Source organism: Pseudoalteromonas sp. A601, from assembly GCF_002165575.1.
In the GTDB taxonomy this organism is placed as follows: Bacteria; Pseudomonadota; Gammaproteobacteria; order Enterobacterales; family Alteromonadaceae; genus Pseudoalteromonas.
Map to the genome: position 1 here is coordinate 23,845 of NZ_MXQF01000004.1, position 26,622 is coordinate 50,466.

The following is a 26,622-nucleotide window of genomic DNA, read 5'->3' on the forward strand; positions in this document are numbered from 1 at the left end:
ATGGTTATAAAAGAGGGTTATTCAAGACCTACTTTTACCCAACCTGCAGTCCAGTCAGTTTGTGCATCCATCGCACCGATGTAATCAACTTTGTCGAAGAAGCTGTTTAAGCTTGATGAGTCAAAGCCTTGACCAAGTAATGCTGAGTCTGAAGTTGGCATATAGCCATTTTCACTTAAACCTAGCATAGCGGCTTCCATTACAGAGTTACCATCTTGAGCTATAAACCAAGCCTGTGCAGTATCGCCATTAATTGTTTGCTCTGAGAAATTGTTTTCAGCAGAACAAGCAACTACAGAGTTAGTTATAGATAGCTTGCCGTCTTCTGCGTGAGGCACAGAATCCGAACCGATACGTAAACAGTTATTGTAGCTATCAGGGCCTGTCACAACTAGATTTTTAATAACACCCGCAGTACCTGCACGTAGGCGCACACCATTTACATCTGCAGCACCAATGATGGTTACATTTGAAATTGTTGGCATTGTTAGTGGTGAAGCCTCTGAATCAAACTCAGAGTTATCAGCTTCAATTGCATTATCACCATTCGTTGAATTTTGTTTGATAAGTACATGTTGAGCATTACCAGTCCAACCAAATGACCAATCAAGAGAGTCGTCACCTATATTAGTTAATACCAAGTGGCTGATACTTGCTGTACCACCAAAGAACTCAACGCCGTCATCAAGGTTTTCATGAACATGGATGTAATCAAGCTCTGTTTGGCTACCTACACCCGCAATAGTGATACCGTTAAGCTCATCACCATTACCTAGTGTTTTACCTGCTTGTTTTACAACAACGTATTTTAATGTACCTGAATTATCTTCTGGGTCTGTACCACCGAATAAACCTGCATCACCTTCAGCCGGAACACCACAGCTTGCAAGCTCATCAGCAGTTGTTTCGCCTTCTTGGTCGCCACATGAGTTAGCAGGTGCATTACCTAGTAATACTAAACCACCCCATTGACCAATACCGGTTTCAGCGCCCGTCATATCTTGGATAGACGTCATAGTGATTGGCTGAGTTGCAGTACCAACAGCTTCAATTTTAGAACCACGACGAACCACTAAGAAGTCATCACCTGACTCACCAATTAAAGTTGTACCAAACTGAACATAAAGAGTTGCAGGTGTAACTCGGTCACCACCTACAGCAGTACGGCCTTTCAAAATCCAGTGAGCGTCATTCGTAAGCGTTACATCTGAAGTAAACACAACATCTTGGTCTAATTCGTAGACAGGTTTATCAGTAATTTGTGGGAAGCTTGCAGAAACATCTGTAGCAAGTTCCTGAGCTAGCGCATTTTCGATATCTGTTGGGAAGTTAGGTGTCACAGCAACAGTCCAACCGTCCATCCAGTTGTTATCACCATCGAATGCACCAATGTAATCAGTTTTAGTGAAAAATGAATCAAGTTCTGAAGCATCAACACCAGCACCTAAAAGTGGTGAACCTGATTTAGGTGTAAAGCCGTCAGTCGCTAAGTTTAAGTTAGCTGACGTGAGTGTTTGGTTACCTGTTTGACCTTCAAACCATGATTGAACATTCCCAGAACCAATTGCTTCGTCACCAAAGTTATTGTCAGCGTTACATGCTACTACTGAGTTTTCGATTGATAATTCACCAGATTCTGCATTAGCAACAGAGTCAGAACCAACTCGTAGACAATTTTTGTATCCATCAGGACCTGTGATAACTACGTTACGAAGAATACCAGCAGTACCCGCGCGTAAACGAATACCATTGACACCATCAGCACCAACAACGGTAACATTCGAAATAAGTGGTTTTGTAAGAGGTGTTGCATTTGAATCAAACTCAGAGTTGTCTGCTTCAAATGCATTATCCCCGCCTACTGAACTTTGTTGGATATACACATTCTGTGCGCGACCTGTCCAACCAAATGACCAATCAAATGAGTCATCACCAATATCAGTTAATACAACATTACGAACATTAACAGTACCACCAAAGAATTCGATACCGTCATCTAGGTTTTGATGGACTTGAATGTATTCAACTTTTGTTTTAGAGCCAACACCAGCAAATGTAATACCATTTAGCTCATCGCCATTACCCAGTGTTTTACCCGCATGTTTTACAAGTACATAGCGAACAACCCCTGAGTTATCTTCTGCGTCTGTACCACCAAATAAGCCAGCATCACCTTCAGCAGGTACACCACAGTTGGTAAGTTCATCAGCGGTTGTTTCACCTTCTTGGTCACCACAAGAGTTTGCTGGTGCATTACCTAAAAGAACTAAACCACCCCATTGACCTATGCCTGTTTCAGCACCTGTCATATCTTGGATAGACGTCATAGTAATTGGCGCCGTTGCATTACCATTTGCATTAATTTGAGAACCACGACGAACAACTAAGAAGTCATCACCTGTCTCACCAATTAATGTAGTACCTGCTTGAATATAAAGTGTTGCACTATTTTCACGGTCACCACCAACTGCAGTACGACCATTTAAGATCCAGTGTACATCGTTTGTTAATGTTACATCAGCAGTGAATTCAGTATCTTCGGTTAAGCGGTATACTGGCTTATCAGTGATTTGTGGGAATTCACTTGATACATCCGTAGCAAAACCTTGAGCTTGTGCGTTCTCAATATCAGTTGGGAAGCCACCGTTAATCGCAACTGTCCAACCTTCCATCCAGTTAGTCGTGCCATCAAATGCACCGACTTGACCATTTGCCAACAATGGTGAGCCAGCTAATGGCATATAACCATTGTCATCAAGCATTAAATCAGCAGGTGTTAATGTTTGGTTAGCATCTTGCCCTTCAAACCAGGCTTGAACAGTACCACCATTAATGGTCTCGCTGCCAAAGTTGTTAGCAGCTGTTTGACATGCAACGATAGAGTTGGTGATAGTTAAAGAGCCATCTTCAGCACGAGGCACTGAATCAGAGCCAACACGCAAACAGTTTTCATATGTTGCAGGGCCTGTTACAAAAACATTCTTCAGAACACCAGCTGTACCGGCACGTAGGCGAATACCGTTATTTGCATCGGCGCCAACAATGGTTACATTTTCGATGGTTGGCATAGTAAGCGGTGACGCTTGTGAATCAAACTCTGAGTTATCAGCTTCGATTGCGTTATCACCCACATTTGCAGCTTGCTGGATGTAAACATTAGTAGCTTTACCCGTCCAGCCAAATGACCAATCCAGTGAATCATCGCCAATGTTAGTAAGAACAACATTGCTCACATTAACAGTACCGCCAAAAAATTCGATACCATCATCTAGATTTTCATGTACTTGAATATAATCTACAGTTGTTTCAGAACCAACACCCGCAAATGTAATACCATTTAGTTCATCACCATTACCTAGAGTTTTACCTGCTTGCTTAACTAAAACATACTTTAAAGTACCTGAATTATCGGCTGCATCTTCACCACCGAACAAGCCTGCATCACCTTCAGCTGGAACACCACAATTTGCAAGTTCATCAGCTGTCGTTTCACCTTCCTGATCACCACATGAGTTAGCGGGTGCATTACCAAGTAATACTAAGCCACCCCATTGACCAATAGCCGTTTCGCCACCTGTTACATCTTGAATAGATGTCATTGTGATAGGTTGAGATATTGTACCTACAGATTCTATCTGCGAACCACGGCGGACAACTAAGAAATCGTCACCTGACTCACCAATTAATGTAGTACCTTGCTGTATATATAACACAGCATTATCTGCACGGTCATTACCAACAGCAGTTCTACCTTGTAAAATCCAATGTGCATCATTGGTTAAACTAGCATCAACTGTAAATACAGTATCTGCAGCTAGTTTATAAACTGGCTTATCAGTAATTTCAGGATATGAACTTGAAACATCTGTAGCTAAACCTTGAGTAAAAGCATTTTCAATATCCGTTGGGAAACCTGTTGTCGCATTTTGTGAGTCATCACGGCTTGAGTCGTCACCGCCATTATCACCACCGTTGTCGCCACCATTTTCATAATTATTATTAATAGTGTCGCCTTCATTAACAGTTGTATTAGTATCGCCTTCTTTAACGACTAAATCACCACCACAACCAGCTAAAGAAACTGCTGCTGCCACTAAACTAACTTTAAATAAGTCAGATAATTTCATTGTTCACTCCGTTAAGATATTTAATATTTAATTATTTTGTTAGCGCATTAAGTTAAAACTCAAGTCAACTTAAAACACGTTCGACATGTTCTAAGGTCACTTGAGTTTTTCAACGGGGTCTACCTTACGGCAGCTATATGACAAACGGGTTACACTTTAATAAACATAAAATGACAATATGGATTGCATAAATAACAATGTCTTAGGGTAAGGTAAAACGAAAAAAACCGCCCGAAGGCGGTGTGAAATTTACTATATATCAGAAGTTTAAAGCTTTGACTCAGAATGTTACAAATTATGGACACACATCGTGTACACATCAGCATCTATACGTCATACAATTAGAAGAGGTGAAGTTTACAGCTTTAACTATCGAATCGCTGGTAAGGTATACCGCAAAACTTTGAAAACTGACTCACCAAAAAGAGCTAGATCGCTTGTATCAAAAATCTTAGAATACATAGAGCGGAATAAACGAGAAGGAATTGAAATGAGCAAGCAAAACTTAGACACTTTTATTGAAGTATTGATATCAAATAAACTTAATGAGTGTGTAAGATTAACAAAAGGAATTACAGATCCACTTTCAGCAACAGCTAATAGTTATTTTAATCGATGGTTTCACGAAACAAACGCGGCAAGATATGATCTGTGGAATTATGAAAAATACTCTAGTATTGAAGATACAAATAAACCAGCTGTTACATCATACAACACATGGATAAGCGACCAGCTGACAATCACAGCTAATAGAGATGGTTTACATGATGCATTATCTTCTTTTAATCCTGAAGAAGAAGCTTATAGCATAGACACAGACCATGAATTTTATAGTGATTTTATATTCCCCACTTTACACTCAGTAAAATACAATCATTTAGACAATATTGTGAATAATGCAGCGCTACGCATTGCAGAGTCTAACAACAAAAATGATACTGTAGATGTCAGAATGCAGCTAGATGAACTACAAAAGAAATTTAGCTCGCTGCTACCAAAGGAATCGCCCTCAGTTGATACAGAAGAACCACTTGTTAAAGAAGAAACTTTTGATTCACCATTTTTTCAAGATATAAAGGAAGAGTATGAAAGCTATCTTGTAAAATCAGAGGGTAATAGTGAAAAATATGTAAGTAATCAGAAATCCGTTTTTCAAGATGTTGAAGCAACATTTAACGGTATGAGATTAAATGACATAACTCATGAAATACTGCTTGAAACTTGGGTTAAAATTTGTAAGTTACCACGGCTTAAGGAGTCTATAGCTAAGAAGTATGGTTTTAATGTAACTGGTAAATTTGCCAATGCCGAAACTAAAAAGCAAGCTATGCGAGTTAAACGCTGGCAAAGGGTTTGTGATAATGAAGATGGCACGGTTAACTTAAGCATACAAGAAGACGATATGCTTAAATCATCTACAATAAAAAAATACGCCACCTGTATTAAACTAATTTTTAAGTTTGCTAGATTAAGAAACTATATAAAATCAAATCCGATCGTTGATTATGAGTTAAGTCTGAATGTACCTAAAAACCGTCAATCACAGCGCGGTATGATGCCCTCCAATGCAGCTAAGTCGATCATAGAGTACTGTACTACTAATCTTAATAAACGTACCTCATGGGCTATTCTGCTAATGATATATTCAGGCGCGCGCAACTCGGAAATAGCAAACCTTTCATACGATGATATCATAACCGATCCTAGAACGGGCGTGGTGTATATGTACATAAGGAAGGGAAAAACTGTTAACGCAGAGAGACGCATTCCTCTCCATAAGAAGTTAATAGAACTTGGTTTCATGAGCTTTGTTGATAGCAAAATTAACTCTAAACTGTTCCGTTTTGATGGCAACTATCTAACTAGCTATTTTTCGTTTTTCCGTCAGCGCTTTAATATTCCTCATACTGATCATGAGGGGAAACTAATTGTGCTGTATTCATTTAGACATAGTGTTATCACTCAGATAGGAAATAGCACAAATGAGGAAATCCGTTATAAGCTCTTTGGGCATGGCACTAGAACTGTAACAGCTGGTTATACTGAGCTTAATCTCGTTGAGGCTCAAAGTTTGATAAATCTAATATCATACTAAGAATGTGTAGCCTGTACTTAAGCACATTGGTACAGGCTTACAATGTAAGAATCATTTCAATGACAAAGTTATCACTAAAGCTACAGTGAAAAACAACACCATAAACCAAACAAACCTATCCATACTCTGAAAAAACCAGAACAACACTTTCAACATTACACCAATTATCATCCCAAGCATTTCAAGTGCATCAGTTAGAAATTTATTGAATATAAATAAGATAATTAAAATACACGCTAACATAACCATAAACATTCCCTCTCACATATGTATAAGCCCGTGTAACACACACAAGGCACTCTATTAATCTAAATACGTCTCATTACCCTACTAACTTACAAACCCCTCTCATACGCTCCTACACGCCCCTTATTCCATGTTTCTAAGTAAACCCTCTTTGCAGCTTCAAACAATATCCCTCTCAAAGTTTGATCAGGACAGCTAAGGGCTAATGAAGCTAAAACTTGATGCTTGTATGAATGTTTCATTTTGTTCACTCTGTTTGATTAGTTGACAAGTGGATAATACGATTACCTGTAAAGTTTGTAAACTAATAAATAGAGGTGATAAGATCTTTATATATATTTAATACTCTTTAATGATGCAAAGCCCACTTTACACATAAACATGTTGAACTTTACATACAAAGCACTTAGACTTTACATAGGAGAGGTTAAACTTTACAGGGTATGATCTGTAGACTTTACAATATTCTTTAAATTATTTGTTTGGTATATAATCAAGAGGTGTACAATAGTGAGACAATTTCAAAGGCTAAACATGATTCTAGACTTTACAGCAAAGCAACTAGGCATAAACAATGCTGACTACTTGTGTTTAGTACAGCTAACTCGACTGAGTAATGATAAGAATATTACATATGTATCTCAGACAGCATTAGCTAAACGACTCTCTAAAACTCGTATGTCAACAAACACTAGTATCAAAAACCTAGAGAAAGCAGGGTTAATTAAGATCACTAACCTAGCCACAGAACAAGGTGGAAGGCTAGCAAATAGTTACACTCTACTATTAGATAAATGGGCAAGTATTGCCAACTGTGATGTTGAAGCATTAGTTAAATCTAGCACAGAGACTTTAGAGGGTTTACAAAGTAGATTTATGGGCGGTGCTAAATTAAACTTACTGGAAATGCAGCGCTTAGTTGATGCTAATATTCTAAAACCTTCTGATGAGATGTTATTAAAAGCGCTCATAATGAGAGAAGAAGAAAAGCGTATTGATGCTACGAATGTAGCAAAGGAATAATATTACCAAAGGAATACTTTGTTAGGGGGTATATTTGTTAAAGGAGTGTACCTCTTGTGTGAAAGTGTATACCCTTTGAAGATAGTTTGATTTGTGGATAGGTGCTAAACAAACCTCTCAAACAATCACCTCCTGATCACAATATCCCTCTCAAAATAATCACCCTAGATGAGAATTACTCTCATTTACACCAACTTTCACATATAAGCATATTACCCCCAGTATTACCTTCTTAGGCGCACACAGACAGCACACAGCGCCATATAACCAACCTTCTAATATAATCACTCCTCTTCTAAACAATCTCCTCTGTACTACGTACACACGCCCTTTAAGCAAGGCTTAATAGGTATATACGTTTATCCATATATACACATTTAAGAAGGTATTCCCCTTGGGAGAACTCCCAAAAATCCCCTTTGTTAATATTACCCTGTTAATATACCCGTACATAAAAACCCACTCATATAAATAAAATGAATGTATAAGAAGGGTTATATAAATAATATAAATATACTAAGGATGTGTTATATCCCCTGTACGGCTCACAGGGAGGAGTTTATTAGCTTAGGGTGATTGTATTAGTAAGAGGGTTATATGTTGTTAGCATGGCTAACAGGGGATTCTATGAGGGGTGTATATACTTGTACGAAGTACAGAGGGAATAATTTAAAGAAGCACTCCTATCAATAAAATCATAATAAGATTACAAGTGTAATCAACAGGAGTGATATTATTAGAGCAGCCATTCTAAAAAGCACTCTAGGTAATACCCTTATAATTAATGTGGTTATTAATTCATTAGAATATTACCAGAGGAACACATACTCAAAGTATACTCACTTAGAGAGTTACCCCCTCTTGTACTTCGTACAAACATCATATATTAGAAGAATTGAATATAAGCTATAGCAAGCTATATAACAGCGTGTAAGTCTATTTAAGAAGGGTTCTATTGTGGTATGCAAAATTGCATAAGGGGAATTGTTTATTAGCTGTGTGGTGCTTGTACGGACGTACAAAGGGAGGTATTACCAAGAGGATTGATATTAATAGAGGTTTATTTGGAGGGGTTATTTGTAATAGTCTATTGGAAGATTACCCTTTAGAGTATTCCCCTTTAGAATAGCTCCTAGCCCATGTGATTAGGGCTATAGAAGAATTATGACTTTATTGCAAAGTGTTATATGGGCTTAGGTAATAACTCAATACCCAAACGCTTCATAAGGCGCTGTGCTTGTATAGGTTGGTAGTGTTTATCCTCTTTACTAACACTAGTTAAAACCCTTGCTACAGCTGCATAAGAGTAATTGTTCTTCACTATCTCATTAAGGATATTACGGTACTTTTCAGCACGATTATTAGCATTAACTTTCTTAGCTTCATTAGCCTTTTCACTACCAATACGATTACCCCCGAGCTTTACACCACGGGCTTTTGCTTCTGCTAAGGCTGCTTTAGTACGCTTAGAGATGAACGCCCTTTCTTCTTCAGCCAAAGCTGCGAAAATATGTAATTGAAACCTTTCAGCAGTAGGCATACAAGCCACTTTAACATCAACTTCTTCAATCACTTTTGATATAACACTCACCTTTCTAGATAGTCTATCCACCTTGGCAACTAGGAGCGTTGCATTGTGCGTCTTACAGGCTTTAATAGCCTCTTGGAAGTGTTGACAGTCTTCTATATTAGAACCGCTGTGTATGCTTGTATGCTCGCTTAGAATAGTAAAAGGTTTATCAGCGTATGACTCTAAGTAGATGTTAATATCTCTTTTCTGTGCATCTAAACCTAAGCCTGATTTCCCTTGCTGCTTTGATGATACACGGTAAAAGATTACATACTTATTTGTTGTGGTGCTGTTAGTAGTCATAGTGATTCCTCTTTGTAATTTGATGAGGTTATATTACAAAACTATACAGGATATTACAAGCCGAAAAGAACTATGAATTATGTAATAGAGTAATTGAAATATTATAAGAGTAATCATTCATAAAATAGATTACATTTTTGGGAGGGAGATTTTACTCAAAAGAGGAATATTAGAAGAAAAAAAGTTTATGGGATATTGTGCCGATATTTTGAACAAAGGTGGATTTTTTTGTGGTGGGCGGTATTGACTAGCTCAGCACCATTCACACTAAACCCTTAATTTACATAGATATTTCAAATAATACCCCTACAAATCCATCTCTAAAAGTACCTCTCCCCATAAAATTTTTATATTTTTGGATAAGTATACAAAAAGGTGAATATATACACACTAAGGTGCATTTTATGTAAATCATAACTCTACACGAAATAACACCATTTTGAGGGGTAATACCTCTTGTGTAGGTAGAGCTACTTTGAAATTAGTGTATACCTTGCCAAACTATACACCCTCCTTAACCTTACACACTGGTTAAAAAACACTCAATTTAGGTCAAGGGGTACACTTTTTCCAAAGTATACACTCTTTTTGAAATCCCCCTCCGATATTTTGTATATTTTGGCCTTAAAAACACCCTAATACAGTAAACCATACACCAAATTTTATTATATAAATCAGCAGTTTAATCAATAGTGTATACCTACCCTACACTTTTCTTCAACTATACACTACTTAGTATATTTCTATCCTCAGTAGATATTTTACTTTAGACATAAAAAAAGCCCTCCTATTAAGAAGGCTTAGTGTGTAATTTAGTATTTAATTTAAATACAAGAAGCTATTAACGACCCCACCCAATCCATGAGTATTCATCCAGTGCTTGTTTAATATCGTCACTGTTTCTAGCTTCAATATTGATGGTTGGGTTATTGTTTATAATCTTAGTACTGTTAGCACTAGGTTTAATATGTGCGGCGGCAGGAGTGTTAGCTACCACTTGATTAGCTAACGCTCTGTTACTCTCAAATTGTTGTCTTGCAGCATCAGCACGTAACAAGGCATTCTCAGCACGACCACCCAACCCACCTTCTCTAGCATTCTCTAAAATCTTATCTTTATTCTTATTGATACTAGCTGCTTGAATGGCAATTGGTGCTGCTAAAGCTGCCAATGCAGGAGCAAAACCAGCGCCAGCAAGAAGACCGGTCTTAGCCATACCACCCGCTTTACTAGCTGCTTTACTAAGCTTACCCTTCTTACCGCCTGTACCATCTACGGAGTTAAGGTTAACAATACCAGCATTAACATTCATTGCCTTGAGAGGTTTGAACATCTTCCAAATACCGTTACTAATATCAAAAGCTTTTTTACCTGCATACATTCCAGCCAGACCCACAGCTACCTTCGAGCTAGTACTCTCTAACTTACTAAAGCTCTCAATTAACCCTGTACTACTATCGAGCATACTACCGCTGAATCTCACAATATTTGATGTAGTATCATAGACACCGCCCAGCAAACTAGCCAACCCTTTAAAGGCGGCTTTACCTTCTCTAGAGTTGACGGTCTTAGTGAGTTCTCCCATAGCTTTCTTTAAAGCTCCACCTTCATCATCATACACTTCAAGCCACCGCTTATAGATGCTATTACTTAACTTAGCTGATTGATTACTCATACTAGATTGATTCTTAGCATACAGAGTATTAACTTCATTAGATTTAGCAAAACTTCTAAATGCTTGGTTCATCATCTTGCTTGTAAGAAGGCTTTGGGCTGTCATTTCTTTAACAGTTTTTCCATAGCGATTCTTGGTGAAGTCATTCAGGAAGTTAGCGAATAAAGGCAATCTGTCGAAAATAGGGTTTAAGTCAGACTTAGTAACCGTACCATCTTGCGCTTGTAAAACTTGTCTAATTATCTCTGATTGATCACCAGCACTAACATTTGAAGCAGCGAATACCTTGGTTAAATCCTTAAAAAAGGGGATCGCCTGGTCTCCTAAACGTTTCTGCATTACTGGAATGGCGCTAGCTAGAGCATCACTACTCTGTTCTAAACTACCACCACTTTTAGCAATAAAGTTTTGTAAGTCTGCTAACTTAGCTGTTCCTTTGCTGCCATACGTGGACTCAAAAACACTGATTAATTTATCCTGAGATTTTCCGACTTCCAAAAGCTTGCGGGTGGCTAGGGCTACTGCTCCCCCTGCGGCTACCGCACCCACTCTAGCAGCACTACCAGCACTCTGAGCGAAGTCTGCACGTGCTTGAAGTCTCTCGTCTGCTGCTCGTTTCATGTTCTTTGCAATAACACCACTTTGGCGCGACATCATCGTCATGTCTCTACGTGCTTCACTAAATAAGCTTCTAGAGCCTGTACGTATTAAAGTCTTACTAGCTTGCTCTAGCTTCTTATTCAGCTTGTCTTGTTGACTAGTAGATAATTTGCCGTATCGCAGCTGACTCTTCATATTCTCAGTAATATCGTGAGCCGCTGCTGATCGTTTCTCCTGCTGCTTGTAATACTTCCTCATCTGAGCAAGTTCTTTATTATGAGAATTAGTGATAGCTGCTGTAGCTTTCTTAATATTCTCAGTTTTCTTCTTATGAGTTTGATTTAATAATCTCTCTTCATTTTTAGCTGCATTCTTATCTAATCTTTCTTTCGTTTTAATAGTGTTTGATTTAAGTTTAACTTCTAAAGAACTAAGCTTTTCATTCATCTTTTTACTATTAGCAAAAATCTTTTCTAATGCCTTGTTAACGTCATTGTTAACCCCTTTGGCATCAGCACTAATTTTAATGAAATACTCGTCTATAACATTTTTACTTGCCATTTTTATTACCTTTTTTGTTGTTTTTAATATTGTTGATATGCTTGTTTAATACTTGCTTGATACGTTGATATAAGAAGATAACCACAAGGCATATAATGAGAATTAACGAAGGAGGGATATACTTTAAATCTGAGAAATTGAACACTAGCTTTCTCACATAATACTGTTTACAAATGCAATATCATGCTCAGATAAATCTTCAATCAACATGCTAATTTCTTCTTTAGATTTATCGTTTAAGAATCCTGAAAGGTTTGGGTAAAAGCAGATAGTTTGAAGTATTTCGTCTATCTCAATTGACCACTGCTCATCCTCTGTGATAAAAACTCGAATAAAATCATCAGTTACAGTGTGAGAGTAGATTAGAGAAGCTTTCTCAAGTGAACCATACAAATGCTTAAATTGTAGGTATAAATAGCTCACAGACGCTTGTAGTGTCTTAGATTTACGATTGTATACATCAAATGTATGTTCATATAGCTTATACAGCAAATCACCATTCTGTTTGATGTTTTCAAAGTCTTTATACTGCTTTAAGTTCATCAAATCTTGAATATTAGTGATTGCTTTTGTGTTGTTGAATAAATTGAACATGTGTGTAATTCCTTTTTTATTGTGGGTGCTTAAACGATGTGGCATAAATCTTCAATATATTGAAGGACTTGCTGATTAACCTTTCTGGCTTTAATTCTTAAATCAGGGAAATACTTCTTAACAACATTTTCAATAAAGCTGTCTAAGTCAAAGCGCTGTATTACTTGAAAGGTTAAAGTATTAATTTCTACAAATTCTTGCGTATTCTTTTTATATAAAATCATAAACTCTCTCTATTAGAATAATAAAAAAGGGGCTTCACACGTTATGAAAGCCCCTTTAAGTTTTGAGGAATTTACAATGTTATAAATTACTTCGTTTCCACACGTTGCCGCTGTTGCTGCGCTTCTTTTCAAAGTTATGTAGCTTTAAGATATCGCCTAATTTAGCATCTGATAAATCTTGTTTAGATAGCTCTAAAGCCTCTCGTAAATCCGATGTTGTTGTAGACTCAATATCAGTTAAATAATCAATTACGCGCTGTTCTTTATCTAAGTCTTTTGTAAGTTTCTCTGCAGTATTTAACAAGGCTGTACGGCGGCTCTCAATGGCTTGTAAGCGTGCTTTCTCTTCTTCTTGTTCGACATACGCTGTGATCTTATCAACGTGCATATACTCTTCACGCTGTGCTAGTGTTGTCTTGGCTTTATATTCTTCATACAATGATTTAATCGTATCTTCTAAACCCTCAAACAATGTATCTGGACGTACTAAAACGAGTCTATAGCTATCGCTACGTTCCACCTTAAAACCCTTTTCGAATAGTGCTTCTAAGTCTTTAAAGAGATGGTCATACAACACAAATTGTAGTGGTACTGAAAGATAGCGGGTTAGCACTTCACCAATATTTTTGTTATTTGGAGCTACTGTGAAAGTCTCACAATCGACTAAGAATTTCTCGGGGCGCAAGTTGCTGTATAAGACGTCTGTGTGTTTGTTGTCTACATATACCAAATAGTCTTTTTTAAAAGCTTCGTACGTCTTAACGTTTGCTTCAAAGCTATTGATATATTCTGCAACGTATTTATCGAAATTACTCATATTCTTTATTCCTTAAATTTTTTATTAATTTTTGTTTGTGTATTATGTTGTTACGATTTACTGAGCCAGTTTACAAATCGTGTGAAGATAGTTTTTTGAGCTTTAACATTGCCCGTGTTTTTGATGAACTCATCAAGAGAACTCATAAACTTATTTGTTTGTTGTTCAGTGAACGCTTTAACGTTGATATTCATCTTTGTGAGTTGGCTAATAAAACTAGGGATGATGATTTCAGCAGACTTCTTGAGTTCTTGCTCGCTGGTATATGGAGCTTGCCTTAATGCTTGGCGGTTACTGTATTGCTCACTGTGCGTCTGTAATCGACTAAGATTATTACCACCACTTTTAAGACTCTCAGCAAACATCTTTAAATCTTCTGCTGTGCTGTCTTGTCCAAACGTCTTACTACCCTTGCTGATTGAAAGATATTTATATTTAATTTGTTTCGGGTCGGCTGGAATTGTATGTTCAATCTTTACTTTATTATTAAAAGTTGATACTGAGATATATTCATCATTATTTGTCAGATAGAAAATTAATTCTTTAACTAATTGGCTTTCTATATAGCGAATAATCTTAAAAGATGAATACTCTAATAAAATCTCTTCGTCACGTGCTTTCTGTATGCGTAATTGTTTCATAATATATTATCCCTACGTTATAACGTTACATTTGATGTATATAAGAAAAAAGCTAATTTAGGCGAGATTTTGAACACCACTTTCAAAAAATCTTCTTTGCTGAGAATGTAGTATTTTTTAATACCATCTTCTAAATATTTTACATCTGCACTAAGAATCCAGCCGTTCTTAATGAGACGGTCAATTGCTGATTTTATATTGGAATGAGTGTTGTTTGTTACAGCGGCGATTTCGTAAGTAGTATAATGTGTCTTCATCTTATAAGCCTTTTTGTTGTTATTGTTGTTGGAATTTTTGGAACTTTTGGAATATTGCTAATGTTAGCTCTAGAGCATTTTTTAGCTTTTTATCTGTTGCTCGATAAGCAGCTTTTTTGATTGAGTCTAATTTGATCTCATTGTTCTGTAGTCGATTTAGCTGATAAATAACTACGGGGTTTTGAATACATACATCACTTTGATGTAGATATGTGAATACATCCATTTTGCTTGGCCTTTTGTAAATGTGTGTGAATTTTTGGGGGTATTGCTAAGAGGGGTTTGTGAGAAATGATGTTTTAAGCTTTCCTCAACTTCTATAATAATTATACCTCGTTTGAGGACAGTTGTCAACACCCCCATACTACAGTGCAAAATGCAAGGACTTTATTGTAATAAACTGTAATTAATTTGGATTGAGAATATTAACAAGAAGGTTTAACAAGGAGTTTTAAGCGCTCATACGTCTACAAGCGCTCTTATACAGAAGGATTACATTGTTATTTAAACCCCAGTTCATCATCACAATAATCTTTGATTAAATCTCGGATAATACTTAAACAACTCTTTTTATTCTTTTTAGCACATACGTTTAATTCTTCATAAAGTGTACTATTGAGCTGAATAATCATTGTGCGGCGGTTATTTTTGGTTGGGATGGCTTGAAGTAGATATTGTTCAATCAATTCTTCTTCTGTCATTTCTTTAAAATTAGCTACACGTTTTAACATTGAAACTTGTTTATCATCTAGTTTGATTGTGTATGATTTGCTCATTACTTGTCCTTTTTCTTTATATTGTGTGCATACGGGTGTGTAACACTATTTAAAGCATTATTGATTTTAGTTAGATAATTGCATTGGTAGGGGTTAGAAAACCTCTGAAATGGCGTTACACGTAACCGTTTTTGCTGGTGTGGGGTGTTAAATGTTCTATTATGCAGAGAGCATCGTCTTAAACGTTATATAAAGCTCTTTCTTCTTATCAGCATTAGCTAATAGCTTTTTCATCAAAGGGATACTAAGCAAATTCTTAATAATAGTGAGAGTGCTATCTAACGCTAATACTGCGCTAAAGTTCTTTTGCTCTATCAATCGCTCCACTAATAATTTATCAGCTTTGCCTTTCACTGCTTGGGTAGCACTGACACCGAGGGATGTTTTCATCACAAGACGGGTAATGTTGCCGCCATACTGTGTGTTAATATCCCCAAAAGTTTTATATGACCAATTGATAAATTTCTTCCATCGTTCTTGTACTTCTAAAGCTTTCTCTAAGTCAAAGTAAACACTTCCTACAGCGTCTTGCACTGCCCTTGTATCGTTTTCTGTTGCAGAAACAAAAGCTTTCTCTACTGCAAGTTTAAAATCTTCATTCAACCATGCTGCATAAGCAATTAACCCTTGCTTGTTGGCTATGGTTTTTGCGCTACGTCCTCTTGTAGATTTCAATTGATATGTTTCTTTTTCTTTACTAGAAAGGTACTTTTTCCAATCGGTCATTGACTGTGTAGATTTAAAGACGACTTCTGTCGATTCTACATTTTTAGAACTGACTTCTGTCGCTTCTACAACTTCTTGCACTTGCTTGCGTAGGTGGTTTAAATCATAAACCCCGTTTTCAACTTCTTTAATATTAAAAGTGTGTGCCTTAAATTTTAGTGTGATCATTCTTATTATTATTCCTGTTTTTATTATTATTAAATCAATTGAATATTCTTAGACTCTAATGCAGTCAGGCTTTCATTAGTGTATGCACCATCCGAGAATTTAAGACTAGACTTTAATACCTGTGCATCTTTTTTAACTGCTGAGACTAATAGCGCCTTACCTTCGTTAACAACATCTAAGTTAGCTGCATCGATAATGTAAAAAGCTGTTGCTGCTTCGGCCTTAGTTGCTTCTGTGCCGTCTTCATTTAAGATTGAACCGTTTTCCATAGTTGAGGTTTTAACTACTAATACAGAATCGTGTGTAATAGATTGACCGCCAAATTCGTCTAGAAGAGAGTTAACAACTACTTTTTTAAAACTTGTGTGTGTGTCTGACATTCTTATTATTCCTGTTTTATTATTGTTAGGGTTTTGTATATATTTACTTCTTAAAATCTCACTTACTTCTTTACTTCTACATTTCATGCTCCTTTTAAACTGCTAACCAAACGTGATAGTTGTGGGAATCTCCTATGAGCAACATATAAACCTCTATAAACACGCTGAAACTAGTCCAGATCAATTTATTCATGCTGTCATACTCCTTATAAAATTTGGCGGTTTTTGTTGACTTCTCTCATTTTCCTTGACACAATCCGTAAAGATAGGAAGCTTATTACTTTGAGGTGATTTAGTCGTAAAAGAAGTACGTTTTAAGTCTAATACTTCACCTGTTTCAGCGTTTACTCTTGTACCATCACCTAACGTAATTATGGCGTTTGCTGGGCGTGTGGCTGTCTCTGCTGCGTCATATTCAACATCATAAGCAAAGCCTTTATTATCACCCAAAACTATTTCCCACGCTTCTTTCATGCTCTTAACCAGAAGGTTCTTATAACGACTTTCTACTACAAAACTGTCATGATATGTCAACACTGGTACACCAAAACAATTGAATACCTTCACAACCTGTTTGAGTACTCTGCTATCAATATTCTGTAATCTACCCCACTCCCCTTTGAAGAAATGTTCTTGTATTGGTGTGTGTATTCGTTGAAGCTCACTGAAAATATACTTTATATTGTTATCAGTAGCTTTAAACGTTTTAGGTTTTACCAACATGTTAAGATCGCCGCGCAAGGCACTAATAGCTTCTTTCATTGAGGATGAGTTCAACATAATCAAACATGCACGTTTAGCAGCGGTTCTAAGCTCTTTAGCACACCATAAGTCGGGGCATTTAATCTCATAAGCGTCATCTTGAAAGTCTATGCCGTGTTCATTATATAACACTCTTATGTGCATATTCTTATAATCAACCTCACAAGTGGGGTTGTCATTAATTGTAATGGTTGGTCGTAGATCATGACATTCAGTGCTAAAACTGCCAGCAAAACATCTACCACTCACCCCTAAACCATTATAAACCGCAATATAAACAGGCTTTACTACCGCGCCGTCAATTGTGATCTTTGTAGCGTTTAGCGTAGTATTCCAATCCTTAAGAAGTGCTTTTTCTTCCTTGATACCTCTCATACCTTTAGTTGGTATTATGTTGCCTTTGCTATCTTTCATAACCACTAAATCAAATTCGCGAGCCGTACCAAATAAACGGGCTTTCTCAACATCAAACATATTCAACCATTCATCTGAGAATGTTATAGCTGACATCATCCCTTGTTCAGTACCACGGTAGTACTTTTTCACCGAATCAGGTTTAGTGAAGCCTACGTACACAGTTAATAACCCTAGTTCATCTAAAAGGCTGGTTAATTCTTTCATTCGAGTAAAGCTGACTTTTTTACCTGTAAAGCTGTTAGCTGTTTTATAAGCAACTTTATCGCGTGGCAAATAAACCCCGTCACTATCGTACTTAATGGCCTTTGTGGTAGCACAAATAAGAGTCCAAATCTCAGGGGCGTATTTAGTGAGTTTGTTTTTTAGCGGCTGGTTAGAAAGTTTGCTTTTAATAGCTTCGTAAGTATTGTTGAAGTTTTTATTCTGACTGTAGGTGATAAAGAATTTATCAAGTTTTCGCGCTAGTTTAATGCGCTGATGTTTCTCCAATTCCTTCAAATTGATCATTTATTGTATCCCCATTATTTATGCCCTCTTGGCAATCTTCATTTGTTTTCATTTCTTGTACATAACTCTCTAGTAAGTGGGCTATTTTGCTTTTAACACTTAAGTTTTCTCTATTCGCAAACTTCATTAAGTCTTTAAATAATCTGTTCGATAGTTCTAATTGCACTGTTACTCCTTAAAGTTTTAGTTAGCCTGTAGACCATATGTATAAATGCTTTAGCTATTTCCAGTTTTTTCATTATATTTAGAAAGGCTTGTGATCATCGTTAAAGCTAATCCCACATTTATATATTTCTCTAAATCTTTACGTTGCATACATTCGGTACGCATGTGACGTAATCGACTTAGTGAGATGTTGCCTTTATTGAATCGCTCAATTAAGTAGAGTGCCTCCACCGGCAATTTAATATCATTCATGTTCATGTTTGTTCCTTATATATTTTTTGTTGGACGTACGAAAACACCGACCATTCAGTATTGAATAGTAGTGTTGATTTGAAAGTTTATGATGTGATTTGATTGGGATACAAAGAGTAGAGGGTTAGCTAACTAGCTATGGTTTCTTCTCTGTATAATACTATTATAACAGCTTTTAAAGTCATTAGCAACTTTCATGCCAAGAGTGCATTTAAGTCCTATATAAATAACATATTAACTGAATATATAATTGTATTCTAACACGGTTTTACAATATCACCTAATCCACCCATTTAAAGCTCCTGTACGGCCATAGGGGAGGTTTTAGTATAGCAACTTAATAAGTTGAATGGTTTAATGTTAGTTACTGTCTTACGTTAGTCTTGAGAGGCTATTTGGTTTTTAGTATTTATATTTGTGTACCCCTTATATTGTTGTATCCTTGTGGGTACAGGACTATGTACAACTGTATACACTAGTTTATATTTTATCAGACCAAATAATCCCTTGGCGAAATCGCCACACATAATACTCTTACCCAAGGGAGCTCTTACATTAGAGATACACTTTACTGAGGTGATATGTTCGGAGCAAGCTCCAAGGAGGTTAGACTTATCTTAAGAGTTTACTTTAATAAGAGGTTACTATTCTTTAAGGTTAGAGATTATGAGGGTATCTTACCCTTGCCGCCCCTAATTCAGTATTCTCCATCTAAATCAATAGCTTAACCATAAAAACAAGCGTATTTCAGGTATAACTCCCCTCTTAATAACAGCTCCTCCTTGCAGAGGCTATTAGCAAAGGGTTATCTGGTCGGGTGGGTAGACCTTCTAAAGAAATTGTGGACAATTGTCCACAATTAATAGAGGAGTATAAGGAGGAAAAGACCCGTGATATTGCCGCTAAGGAATCAGGACTAGGTAGTAGTGCCACCTTAAGAAGAGCTAAAACTGTTATAGACAGTGGTGATGAGGATATCATTGAGCAGATGAATGCAGGAGAAATCACAATCAATAAGGCTCATTCTTTAGTGAAGGGTGGTGGTAATGTAGACTTACTTCCGCAGAATTCTTCGGAGGTTAATAAAAGGAGTATAAGGAGGAACACTTAAGGACAATGTGAGAAGGGTTGCTATATAAACAAGTTGATTGCGTGTACACAACTTAGTAAGATTATGTACACAATTACTCTATTAACCTACATTCTGAGCCTGTTAACGCCCCGAAGGCGGTTTTGGTGTTGCGATTATAAACTGAGCGTTACTAACGAATTGTTAGCAACTAAAGTAAAGCTGTACGTAATGTTTCAGCATGTACTTTTTCGTTCTTCACATACTTGATCCATTGCTCAGCTAAACGTTGAGATTTTTTGTGTTTTTCAGCTTGTTCAAACGCTAAAATTGACGCATCAAAATTCTTTAAATTATATTGTGCCATACCAAGAGCAACATACACGTTAGATTCAAAATCCAAGCCGCCTTTATCAAGGGCTGCACGGGCGGCATCGGCTGCTTCTTCGTAGTTTTGCGTATTAATAAGCACTTCAGCTAAGCGTTGATCATATTTACCATGCGATGATAAGTCAGCAGCTTTGGCGAAATATTGCGCCGATTTATCATCTTCTTTGGCTTGCACCATAGCCTCTGCAATAAAGGCATAGTTCTTCGCTGATTTTTCTAAAGCACCTGACTCCATAGCCTGTTTCATAACATCGGCCGCTTTATAAGATAAGCCGTTGTACATGTAAACTTGGGCAAGCTGGGTCAGCTCAGATTTTGATTTTAAAAAGCCTTGTTGATAGGCTGCTTCTAACACAGCTAACTGTTTTTTCTCAGCGCCTGTCTCACCATACATACCACCTAGTTGTACCCAGTACTCAGGTTTGTTGTAAAGTTTTACCATGCGCTCAAGAACTTCTACGACTTTTTGTGGTTGATTAAGCGAGTAATACATTGCACGCTGTAATACTAACCAGTTTTCTTTGGGCTCTTTACCTTCACTATCTGCTTGAGCAATAGCTTGGTTGATACTATCAACACCTTTGCTGTAGTCTTTCATTTGGTAGTAAGCTTGCGCTTTTAACACATGATAAGCATCTGTTTTAGGTTTAGTATTAATTTTATCCCAGTCATTTAAGAATGAGATAACTTTATCGTAATCACCATTAGCCATTGCTAATTGCGCCAAACTAAACGTAGTACTTAAACGTAAACTTTCAGGAATTGCCTGTGCATTAACCACCTTTTCAAATGAAGCAATTGCTTTTGGTAAATCGTTTTCGTTGTAGTAAATAAAACCATAAAAGTTATACATCATGGCTATTTCATATTCGTTCATACTTGATGCACGCTCTTTTATGCTATCAAGGGCTTCTAATCCGGCTTTTGCATCACCGTCATCAGCAAGCTTTTGTGCACGCGCTAATTGGCTGTAAACTTTTTCGCGCAATGCTGGAACTCGTTTAGTTTTTTGCTCTTGTGCGTAAGCCGTTGCCATGCTCACACCTGGTAAAAAACTAGCAATACTCGGCAGCAAAATACTACTGGTGAATGCTGTTGCACAAATAAGTGCAGTTTTTAATGGTTTCATAATCGCCTCGCTTCTCTATCCGTTTATTAAGTACTTTTAATGAAGTACTAACCGTTAATTTGGAAAGAAATTTTGTTCTGTACCCCCGCAACTTCAACAGCTTCGCCATTGACTACACGTGGTTTATATTTAAATTTAAGTGCTGCATCCATCGCTGCACGGTCAAATAATGATTCTGGCTCTGCCCTAACAACAACTGGGTCACGCACTGTGCCTTGCTTTGTTACTGTAAATTCAACAATCACATAGCCTTCAATACCGCGCGAAAGTGCTCTACGTGGGTAAACAGGTGCAACTTTAACAATGGGTAGATATTCACCATCACTTGACTCTAACGCTAACCCACCAGCAAGGTTTACATCCGCTTCTACATTGGCACCAAAATCAAAGTTTGATGCACTCGCATTAGGATCACTACTTTGCATTTGCGGTGACTCCATTGGCGGAGGCGGCTCTTTTGGCTTTGGTGGCTTTTGTGGTTTACGGTCTTTCTTTTGCACCGTTTCTTCTTTTTTAAGACGAACAAAGTCAAGTACGTTGCCTTTAACAGGCTCACTCATTGCCCCTTCACCACCGGTTATTAACGCTTGCATACCTAAGAACAAGAAAAACGTAACAACACCGGCAATCACTAATGCAACTAAATATCGCAACATATCAGTTCCTTATTATGCTTCTTGCGCAGCAATTGAAACGTCAAACGCACCTGCAGCACGTGATGCATCCATCACTTTAATTAATACTTCAGTGGTGGCTTTTTTATCCGCTTGAATAACAACGCTACCTTGTGGGTTTTCAGCTTTTAAGCGTTCAATATTTGCTTGTACTGCACGTTCATCGACTTTACGTTTGTTGATCCAAATCTCACCGGTGTCAGAAATCGCAACCAAGATATTCGCACGTTCTTTTTTTACGGCTGTTGCAGCTTCTGGGCGATTCACATCAATACCGGCTTCTTTAACAAAAGAGGCTGTTACAATGAAGAAGATAAGCATAATGAAAACAACGTCTAGCATTGGCGTCATGTTAATTTCTTCTGCTTCGTCTTCTTGTAATAAATTACCTAATGGGGCTCTCATCGTTTACTCCTTTGTAAAGCAGCCCTGTGACTGCTTTACTAAATTTTTATTAGTGGTCTAAAACCATATTGTCTTCAAGTAGCTCTACTTCACGCTTGGCACGGCGTTGTAAAAATGTAGAAGCAAATACACCAGATAATGCACCAACCATTCCCGCCATCGTTGGGATAGTGGCTTTAGATACACCTGATGCCATTGAACGAGCACTGCCAGTACCAGTCACAGCCATTACATCAAATACTTCTATCATCCCCGTTACTGTGCCTAATAAGCCAAGTAGCGGACAAAGTGCAACCATCACATTGATTAACGCTAAGTTTGTATTAAGTTGCATACCAGCACGTGAAATCATAGCTTGGCGTATTTGCTCAGCATTCCAGCTGTTTCGCTCAGGGCGATTTCGCCAAGTTGCTTTTACATCACGCTTGTATTGCTTATAACCTTGAAAGAAAAATATAAATCGCTCGAGTATCAATAACCACATCGCGAAGATTAACACTCCGATGACCAAAAGGACTTGGCCACCAGTGTCGAGAAAATCACGGATAGCATTGATTGAATCAATCAATAGCACCATGGTTTATGCTCCTTTCTCGCTACGTTCAGCGATAATACCTGCGCTTTGCTCTTGGATTATTAACAAGATGTTTTTAGCACGGGTGTTCAGCAAGGTGTATAAAAATACAGTTGGGATAGCCACAACCAGACCAAGTACAGTTGTTACAAGTGCTTGAGAGATACCACCAGCCATTAGTTTCGGGTCACCTGTACCAAACAAGGTAATAGCTTGGAAGGTGTTGATCATACCGGTTACAGTACCAAGTAGACCAAGTAGCGGGGCAACTACTGAGATGATTTTGATAAGTGTTAGGTTACGGGTAATTTTAGGCATTTCACGTAAAATCGCTTCGCTTAACTTAAGCTCTAATGTGTCATGCGCAACATCTGGGTATTGGTCTTTAACTTTCATTACACGACCAAGTGGGTTGTCATCACGAGCAACACTGTCTTTAAGCTGACGACGTACTTTGCCACCAATCAACATAAGCGATAAGAAACGCTCAATTGCAATAAGTAGTGCGATAACACCAACACCTAAAATTACATAGCCAACTGTTCCACCTTGGTGAACACGCTCTTCAGTGTCAGGCGCTTGTACTAATAAACCAAGGATTGAGCCTCCTGTAGGGTCAAGAGCAAACTGTACAACACCAGAGTCTGTATTTTGTAACTCTTCTGCAGTTGCTGTAAAACGCGCTACAGGTTGGCGAGTTAACTGGCTAATTGTATTTGTTGCCGCGTTGTATTCTAAGTATTTACCGTTAGAGATAAGGTTAAATGCACCAACACGAACCACTTCTTGTTGTGCTTTAGTACCGCCTTCAACGATAACGTCAGTATTAAAACGAGTAACTTTACCTTGCTCTGTCATTTCGCGTTGAAGTTCGTACCACACTTTTTCGATATCTTCGATTGACGCTAGGTTTGAGGTTGAGCCCATTTTTACTGCCAGCTCATCCATAAACTTACTACGGTCTTGAATTTGTGCTGATACCACAGATGTCATAAATTTATTGCTTGAGTCCCCTGCAACTTGCTGCAGTACACCAAACAGTTCTTTTAATGAACCCATACGGTTAGATAAAGTGTCTGTTAAATTTGCTAATTTAACTTCGTTCTCTTCAAATTGAGTTTCAAGACGCTCAGATTGTGCAAGCATTTGATTACGTTTAGCTTGCGTATCTTTAAGCATTTGAACTTGTTCGCTTTGACGCGATTTAAATTCTTGTTCACGTTGCTGATTTTGTGCTGATTGTGCTGATTTACCTTGCTCTAATGTTTTAAGTAAGGCATCTAAATCCATTGGTTCTGCTGCCATGCTTGTTGCAGCAAAGCCTAGGCCTGTTGCTAACACAGCCATTTTTGTCATTTTGGTTAATAATTTCATTGTCATAAACCTCTTATTCAGCCGCGTGTACTGGTAGTGTTAACATATCTGGGGCAAGTTGCTTACGAGCAATACGTAAACCTTTACTGATTTGGCTAATTGTTGAATCAGGCAGCGCTACAAATGACTTTGTATTTTGATCCCAGCTTCCTGCTTTTTTCCCATCTCGTGTTAAATAGATAAGCTCTAAGCGCCCAATGCGCAGAAAATCAACTTCACGTTCTTGGCCTTCAACACTTAATAATGCTGTATGCGCTTCAATTGTACGTCCGTAATCAACTTCGACTTGGTATGCTTCTAATAGGCGGCGGAATTTTTCACTTGAATTGATATCAGCACGGTCCATCATTTCTTTTAGAGAAGTAATACGTTTTGCACGTTCATCTTTTAAGAAAGGCACATCCAGAGCAACAAATTGCTCAAGGCCTGTGATCATACGAATCATTAATGGAGTGATTTGACGCTCAATAACCGATACCTTATCCATAGAAGCGTTCAAATCTTCCATTTCTGTAAGTTGGTTATTAAGTTGCTTTGTTAACTGGGCGTTGTATACAGCTAGGCCGTCAATTTCTTTATTTAGGGCTGTGAACTGTTGCAGACGTCCTTGCATTGAATCTGCAATCTTGTCTATTTTTGTTTGTGATTGCGCAGCTGATTGGTTTATTTCGCTGCTTTTGTCGATTACCTTATCTAGTTCATTTGCATGTACTGCTGCAGACGCTGCTACAATACCTGCTAGAATCAATGGTTTAACGCCTTTCATCGCATACACCTTACTCGTTAATTACAATTGGTTTGTTTTAATGAGCGAGATTCTATAGTTTGTAAATGACAAGAGTGTTGCGCTAAAAAGTCTTTTTTATGACAACTGTAATAAAAGTAAGCTTTAGTGGATTATGAGTGACATTTTTGTACGGTATGATGGAAGGTTAAATTCATTTAACAATTTCCCTTCATGAATTCCCCACTAAATAATTCAACAAATTTCTAAAAGCAACATGCAATGTGATTGAATATCTATTGTTGTATCCACCTCAGTAAACTTGATACTATTTTTTCATGATCTCCCCTAACCTATTTTAAAATAAACACTTTTCGTACCTATTTGAAAATAAACATTTAACAACTTATTATACACCACGCATAAAAATTCATAATTATGGCTTTTTTTGCACATTTATAGCGTTTATACTGCCCTCAGTTTAAAACTTAAACTTATAAATTAGCATTTCAATTTCATCCAACATTGTGAGAATACTTTATGCCAACATCTTTATCTAAAGAGCAAATAAGCCAATTAGCCACTGTACTTTCAGACGCACGTAAAGACGCAACAATTCTTGATACTTTCCCAGGACCAATTCCAAGTACTTTAGAAGAAGCATATGTAGTACAAAATGGTTCAATAGATGCTTCAAGTGATAAAATTGTTGGTTGGAAAGTCGGTATGGTACCGCCAGAACTAAGAGAGCAATATGGTGATGAACGTATCTTAGGCCCGGTATTTGAAAACGTGTATGTTGAATTAAATGATAACCAAGCTAAAGGTGAAGAGTTTAAACTGCCAGTCTATGCAGGCGGATTTATAGCAATAGAAGCTGAACTTGTGATTGAAACTAATCAAGATATTCTACCTGGTACGGTTAACACTGCACATGGCGTTGAACACCTAGTAAAGAATGTATATGCCGGTATTGAAATAGCAAGTAGCCCTGTGGTTGATCTAAACAGCTATGGCCCAACAGCAATTATTGCTGATATTGGTAATCAGTACGGGATGATCAAAGGAAGCGCTATTGAAAACTGGCAAGACAAAATAGCTAATATGAATACCAGTGTTAGCATTAATGACAAACTTATTAATGAAGCCCCTACTGACGGTATACTTAACGGCCCTATGGCAGCGTTTGCATTTATGATTGAGTGTTGTGCTAAACGCGGGATCACTTTACCAGCCGGTTCATTTTGTAGCTCAGGTGCTATAACTGGTGTTCATGAGACCTTAGTTGGCGCGAAATCAACAGTAAAATTTGGTGATGTTTGTACTATGAATTTTGTTTTAGTTGATAATAAAGCAAAGTAAGCAAGCCCTAAATATAGTTCAGTACATAAGAGCGG

At 37.5% G+C, this 26,622-nt stretch carries 25 protein-coding genes; 4 read left to right on the forward strand and 21 right to left on the reverse strand.

Features of this window, described 5'->3' with window-relative positions:
* Positions 1 to 17: 17 nt before the first annotated feature.
* Positions 18 to 4,127 (reverse strand): hypothetical protein, encoded by a 4,110-nt coding sequence (locus B5G52_RS04100; RefSeq protein ID WP_087531435.1) that lies wholly within the window; start codon positions 4,125 to 4,127, stop codon positions 18 to 20.
* 490 nt (positions 4,128 to 4,617) lie between these two features.
* Here B5G52_RS04100 and B5G52_RS04105 point away from each other — a divergent pair, with 490 nt between their 5' ends.
* The gene (locus B5G52_RS04105; protein ID WP_087531436.1) at positions 4,618 to 6,222 is read left to right on the forward strand and encodes a tyrosine-type recombinase/integrase; all 1,605 of its coding nucleotides are present in this window, start codon (positions 4,618 to 4,620) and stop codon (positions 6,220 to 6,222) included.
* 780 nt (positions 6,223 to 7,002) lie between these two features.
* On the forward strand, positions 7,003 to 7,491 hold the full coding sequence (locus B5G52_RS04115) for a helix-turn-helix domain-containing protein (protein WP_087531438.1): 489 nt from the start codon (positions 7,003 to 7,005) through the stop codon (positions 7,489 to 7,491).
* Between the two features lie 1,183 nt (positions 7,492 to 8,674).
* Here B5G52_RS04115 and B5G52_RS04120 read toward each other — a convergent pair.
* The 14 genes from B5G52_RS04120 to B5G52_RS04185 form a co-directional block, all read right to left on the reverse strand.
* Positions 8,675 to 9,364 (reverse strand): recombinase family protein, encoded by a 690-nt coding sequence (locus B5G52_RS04120; protein WP_087531439.1) that lies wholly within the window; start codon positions 9,362 to 9,364, stop codon positions 8,675 to 8,677.
* Positions 9,365 to 10,205: 841 nt separating this feature from the next.
* Positions 10,206 to 12,200 carry a hypothetical protein gene (locus B5G52_RS04125; protein WP_087531440.1) on the reverse strand — a complete coding sequence of 665 codons (1,995 nt, stop codon included), beginning with the start codon at positions 12,198 to 12,200 and terminating at the stop codon, positions 10,206 to 10,208.
* 153 nt (positions 12,201 to 12,353) lie between these two features.
* Entirely contained in the window at positions 12,354 to 12,794 is a 441-nt protein-coding gene (locus tag B5G52_RS04130; protein WP_087531441.1) for a hypothetical protein, read from the reverse strand.
* A gap of 29 nt (positions 12,795 to 12,823) precedes the next feature.
* The gene (locus B5G52_RS04135; protein WP_087531442.1) at positions 12,824 to 13,018 is read right to left on the reverse strand and encodes a hypothetical protein; all 195 of its coding nucleotides are present in this window, start codon (positions 13,016 to 13,018) and stop codon (positions 12,824 to 12,826) included.
* Between the two features lie 79 nt (positions 13,019 to 13,097).
* Positions 13,098 to 13,835, reverse strand: a complete 738-nt coding sequence (locus tag B5G52_RS04140) for a hypothetical protein (RefSeq protein ID WP_087531443.1) — start codon at positions 13,833 to 13,835, stop codon at positions 13,098 to 13,100.
* Positions 13,836 to 13,885: 50 nt separating this feature from the next.
* Positions 13,886 to 14,476, reverse strand: coding sequence for a hypothetical protein (locus tag B5G52_RS04145; protein WP_087531444.1), 591 nt, complete (start codon positions 14,474 to 14,476; stop codon positions 13,886 to 13,888).
* Between the two features lie 17 nt (positions 14,477 to 14,493).
* Entirely contained in the window at positions 14,494 to 14,733 is a 240-nt protein-coding gene (locus B5G52_RS04150) for a hypothetical protein (RefSeq protein ID WP_087531445.1), read from the reverse strand.
* 19 nt (positions 14,734 to 14,752) lie between these two features.
* Positions 14,753 to 14,959 (reverse strand): hypothetical protein, encoded by a 207-nt coding sequence (locus B5G52_RS04155; RefSeq protein ID WP_087531446.1) that lies wholly within the window; start codon positions 14,957 to 14,959, stop codon positions 14,753 to 14,755.
* A 274-nt stretch (positions 14,960 to 15,233) separates the two neighbouring features.
* Positions 15,234 to 15,509: a hypothetical protein gene (locus B5G52_RS04160; RefSeq protein WP_087531447.1), complete on the reverse strand. Its 276-nt coding sequence runs from the start codon at positions 15,507 to 15,509 to the stop codon at positions 15,234 to 15,236.
* A 159-nt stretch (positions 15,510 to 15,668) separates the two neighbouring features.
* Positions 15,669 to 16,403: a hypothetical protein gene (locus tag B5G52_RS04165; protein ID WP_087531448.1), complete on the reverse strand. Its 735-nt coding sequence runs from the start codon at positions 16,401 to 16,403 to the stop codon at positions 15,669 to 15,671.
* A gap of 29 nt (positions 16,404 to 16,432) precedes the next feature.
* Positions 16,433 to 16,783, reverse strand: coding sequence for a hypothetical protein (locus tag B5G52_RS04170; protein ID WP_087531449.1), 351 nt, complete (start codon positions 16,781 to 16,783; stop codon positions 16,433 to 16,435).
* Between the two features lie 189 nt (positions 16,784 to 16,972).
* Positions 16,973 to 18,469 carry a hypothetical protein gene (locus B5G52_RS04175; RefSeq protein WP_087531450.1) on the reverse strand — a complete coding sequence of 499 codons (1,497 nt, stop codon included), beginning with the start codon at positions 18,467 to 18,469 and terminating at the stop codon, positions 16,973 to 16,975.
* Positions 18,429 to 18,635: a hypothetical protein gene (locus B5G52_RS04180; protein WP_087531451.1), complete on the reverse strand. Its 207-nt coding sequence runs from the start codon at positions 18,633 to 18,635 to the stop codon at positions 18,429 to 18,431. The genes B5G52_RS04175 and B5G52_RS04180 overlap by 41 nt, the downstream gene beginning before the upstream one ends.
* Before the next feature lie 50 nt (positions 18,636 to 18,685).
* Positions 18,686 to 18,892, reverse strand: a complete 207-nt coding sequence (locus tag B5G52_RS04185; protein WP_087531452.1) for a hypothetical protein — start codon at positions 18,890 to 18,892, stop codon at positions 18,686 to 18,688.
* A gap of 811 nt (positions 18,893 to 19,703) precedes the next feature.
* On the opposite strand from B5G52_RS04185, the gene B5G52_RS04190 reads away from it, so the two are divergent.
* Positions 19,704 to 19,997: a hypothetical protein gene (locus tag B5G52_RS04190; protein ID WP_087531453.1), complete on the forward strand. Its 294-nt coding sequence runs from the start codon at positions 19,704 to 19,706 to the stop codon at positions 19,995 to 19,997.
* A 169-nt stretch (positions 19,998 to 20,166) separates the two neighbouring features.
* Here B5G52_RS04190 and B5G52_RS04195 read toward each other — a convergent pair whose 3' ends face one another.
* Genes B5G52_RS04195 through B5G52_RS04220 form a run of 6 tightly spaced genes read right to left on the reverse strand, consistent with a single transcriptional unit; the run spans position 20,167 to position 25,267 of the window.
* Positions 20,167 to 21,474 carry a lipopolysaccharide assembly protein LapB gene (locus B5G52_RS04195; RefSeq protein WP_087531454.1) on the reverse strand — a complete coding sequence of 436 codons (1,308 nt, stop codon included), beginning with the start codon at positions 21,472 to 21,474 and terminating at the stop codon, positions 20,167 to 20,169.
* 47 nt (positions 21,475 to 21,521) lie between these two features.
* The gene (locus tag B5G52_RS04200; RefSeq protein WP_176372506.1) at positions 21,522 to 22,127 is read right to left on the reverse strand and encodes an energy transducer TonB; all 606 of its coding nucleotides are present in this window, start codon (positions 22,125 to 22,127) and stop codon (positions 21,522 to 21,524) included.
* Between the two features lie 15 nt (positions 22,128 to 22,142).
* Complete coding sequence (locus B5G52_RS04205; RefSeq protein WP_058559390.1) at positions 22,143 to 22,553, reverse strand: biopolymer transporter ExbD; 411 nt, start codon at positions 22,551 to 22,553, stop codon at positions 22,143 to 22,145.
* A gap of 49 nt (positions 22,554 to 22,602) precedes the next feature.
* Positions 22,603 to 23,130, reverse strand: a complete 528-nt coding sequence (locus B5G52_RS04210) for a MotA/TolQ/ExbB proton channel family protein (RefSeq protein ID WP_087531456.1) — start codon at positions 23,128 to 23,130, stop codon at positions 22,603 to 22,605.
* 3 nt (positions 23,131 to 23,133) lie between these two features.
* A complete protein-coding gene (locus B5G52_RS04215) occupies positions 23,134 to 24,501 on the reverse strand; it encodes a MotA/TolQ/ExbB proton channel family protein (RefSeq protein WP_087531457.1) in 1,368 nt (455 codons plus the stop codon).
* A 13-nt stretch (positions 24,502 to 24,514) separates the two neighbouring features.
* Entirely contained in the window at positions 24,515 to 25,267 is a 753-nt protein-coding gene (locus B5G52_RS04220; RefSeq protein ID WP_087531458.1) for a DUF3450 domain-containing protein, read from the reverse strand.
* A gap of 498 nt (positions 25,268 to 25,765) precedes the next feature.
* Here B5G52_RS04220 and B5G52_RS04225 point away from each other — a divergent pair, with 498 nt between their 5' ends.
* Positions 25,766 to 26,587: a 2-keto-4-pentenoate hydratase gene (locus tag B5G52_RS04225; protein WP_087531459.1), complete on the forward strand. Its 822-nt coding sequence runs from the start codon at positions 25,766 to 25,768 to the stop codon at positions 26,585 to 26,587.
* Positions 26,588 to 26,622 lie beyond the last annotated feature (35 nt).

Excerpts from the sequence above, each read along its gene's own strand:
- B5G52_RS04150 (WP_087531445.1), bottom strand. The coding sequence starts at position 14,733 with ATGAAGACACATTATACTACTTACGAAATCGCCGCTGTAACAAACAAC.
- B5G52_RS04225 (WP_087531459.1), top strand. The coding sequence starts at position 25,766 with ATGCCAACATCTTTATCTAAAGAGCAAATAAGCCAATTAGCCACTGTA.
- B5G52_RS04155 (WP_087531446.1), bottom strand. The coding sequence starts at position 14,959 with ATGGATGTATTCACATATCTACATCAAAGTGATGTATGTATTCAAAAC.
- B5G52_RS04195 (WP_087531454.1), bottom strand. The coding sequence starts at position 21,474 with ATGAAACCATTAAAAACTGCACTTATTTGTGCAACAGCATTCACCAGT.
- B5G52_RS04215 (WP_087531457.1), bottom strand. The coding sequence starts at position 24,501 with ATGAAATTATTAACCAAAATGACAAAAATGGCTGTGTTAGCAACAGGC.
- B5G52_RS04140 (WP_087531443.1), bottom strand. The coding sequence starts at position 13,835 with ATGAGTAATTTCGATAAATACGTTGCAGAATATATCAATAGCTTTGAA.
- B5G52_RS04100 (WP_087531435.1), bottom strand. The coding sequence starts at position 4,127 with ATGAAATTATCTGACTTATTTAAAGTTAGTTTAGTGGCAGCAGCAGTT.
- B5G52_RS04145 (WP_087531444.1), bottom strand. The coding sequence starts at position 14,476 with ATGAAACAATTACGCATACAGAAAGCACGTGACGAAGAGATTTTATTA.
- B5G52_RS04120 (WP_087531439.1), bottom strand. The coding sequence starts at position 9,364 with ATGACTACTAACAGCACCACAACAAATAAGTATGTAATCTTTTACCGT.
- B5G52_RS04220 (WP_087531458.1), bottom strand. The coding sequence starts at position 25,267 with ATGAAAGGCGTTAAACCATTGATTCTAGCAGGTATTGTAGCAGCGTCT.
- B5G52_RS04165 (WP_087531448.1), bottom strand. The coding sequence starts at position 16,403 with ATGATCACACTAAAATTTAAGGCACACACTTTTAATATTAAAGAAGTT.
- B5G52_RS04125 (WP_087531440.1), bottom strand. The coding sequence starts at position 12,200 with ATGGCAAGTAAAAATGTTATAGACGAGTATTTCATTAAAATTAGTGCT.
- B5G52_RS04160 (WP_087531447.1), bottom strand. The coding sequence starts at position 15,509 with ATGAGCAAATCATACACAATCAAACTAGATGATAAACAAGTTTCAATG.
- B5G52_RS04170 (WP_087531449.1), bottom strand. The coding sequence starts at position 16,783 with ATGTCAGACACACACACAAGTTTTAAAAAAGTAGTTGTTAACTCTCTT.
- B5G52_RS04175 (WP_087531450.1), bottom strand. The coding sequence starts at position 18,469 with ATGATCAATTTGAAGGAATTGGAGAAACATCAGCGCATTAAACTAGCG.
- B5G52_RS04115 (WP_087531438.1), top strand. The coding sequence starts at position 7,003 with ATGATTCTAGACTTTACAGCAAAGCAACTAGGCATAAACAATGCTGAC.
- B5G52_RS04105 (WP_087531436.1), top strand. The coding sequence starts at position 4,618 with ATGAGCAAGCAAAACTTAGACACTTTTATTGAAGTATTGATATCAAAT.
- B5G52_RS04130 (WP_087531441.1), bottom strand. The coding sequence starts at position 12,794 with ATGTTCAATTTATTCAACAACACAAAAGCAATCACTAATATTCAAGAT.
- B5G52_RS04135 (WP_087531442.1), bottom strand. The coding sequence starts at position 13,018 with ATGATTTTATATAAAAAGAATACGCAAGAATTTGTAGAAATTAATACT.
- B5G52_RS04205 (WP_058559390.1), bottom strand. The coding sequence starts at position 22,553 with ATGAGAGCCCCATTAGGTAATTTATTACAAGAAGACGAAGCAGAAGAA.
- B5G52_RS04185 (WP_087531452.1), bottom strand. The coding sequence starts at position 18,892 with ATGAACATGAATGATATTAAATTGCCGGTGGAGGCACTCTACTTAATT.
- B5G52_RS04210 (WP_087531456.1), bottom strand. The coding sequence starts at position 23,130 with ATGGTGCTATTGATTGATTCAATCAATGCTATCCGTGATTTTCTCGAC.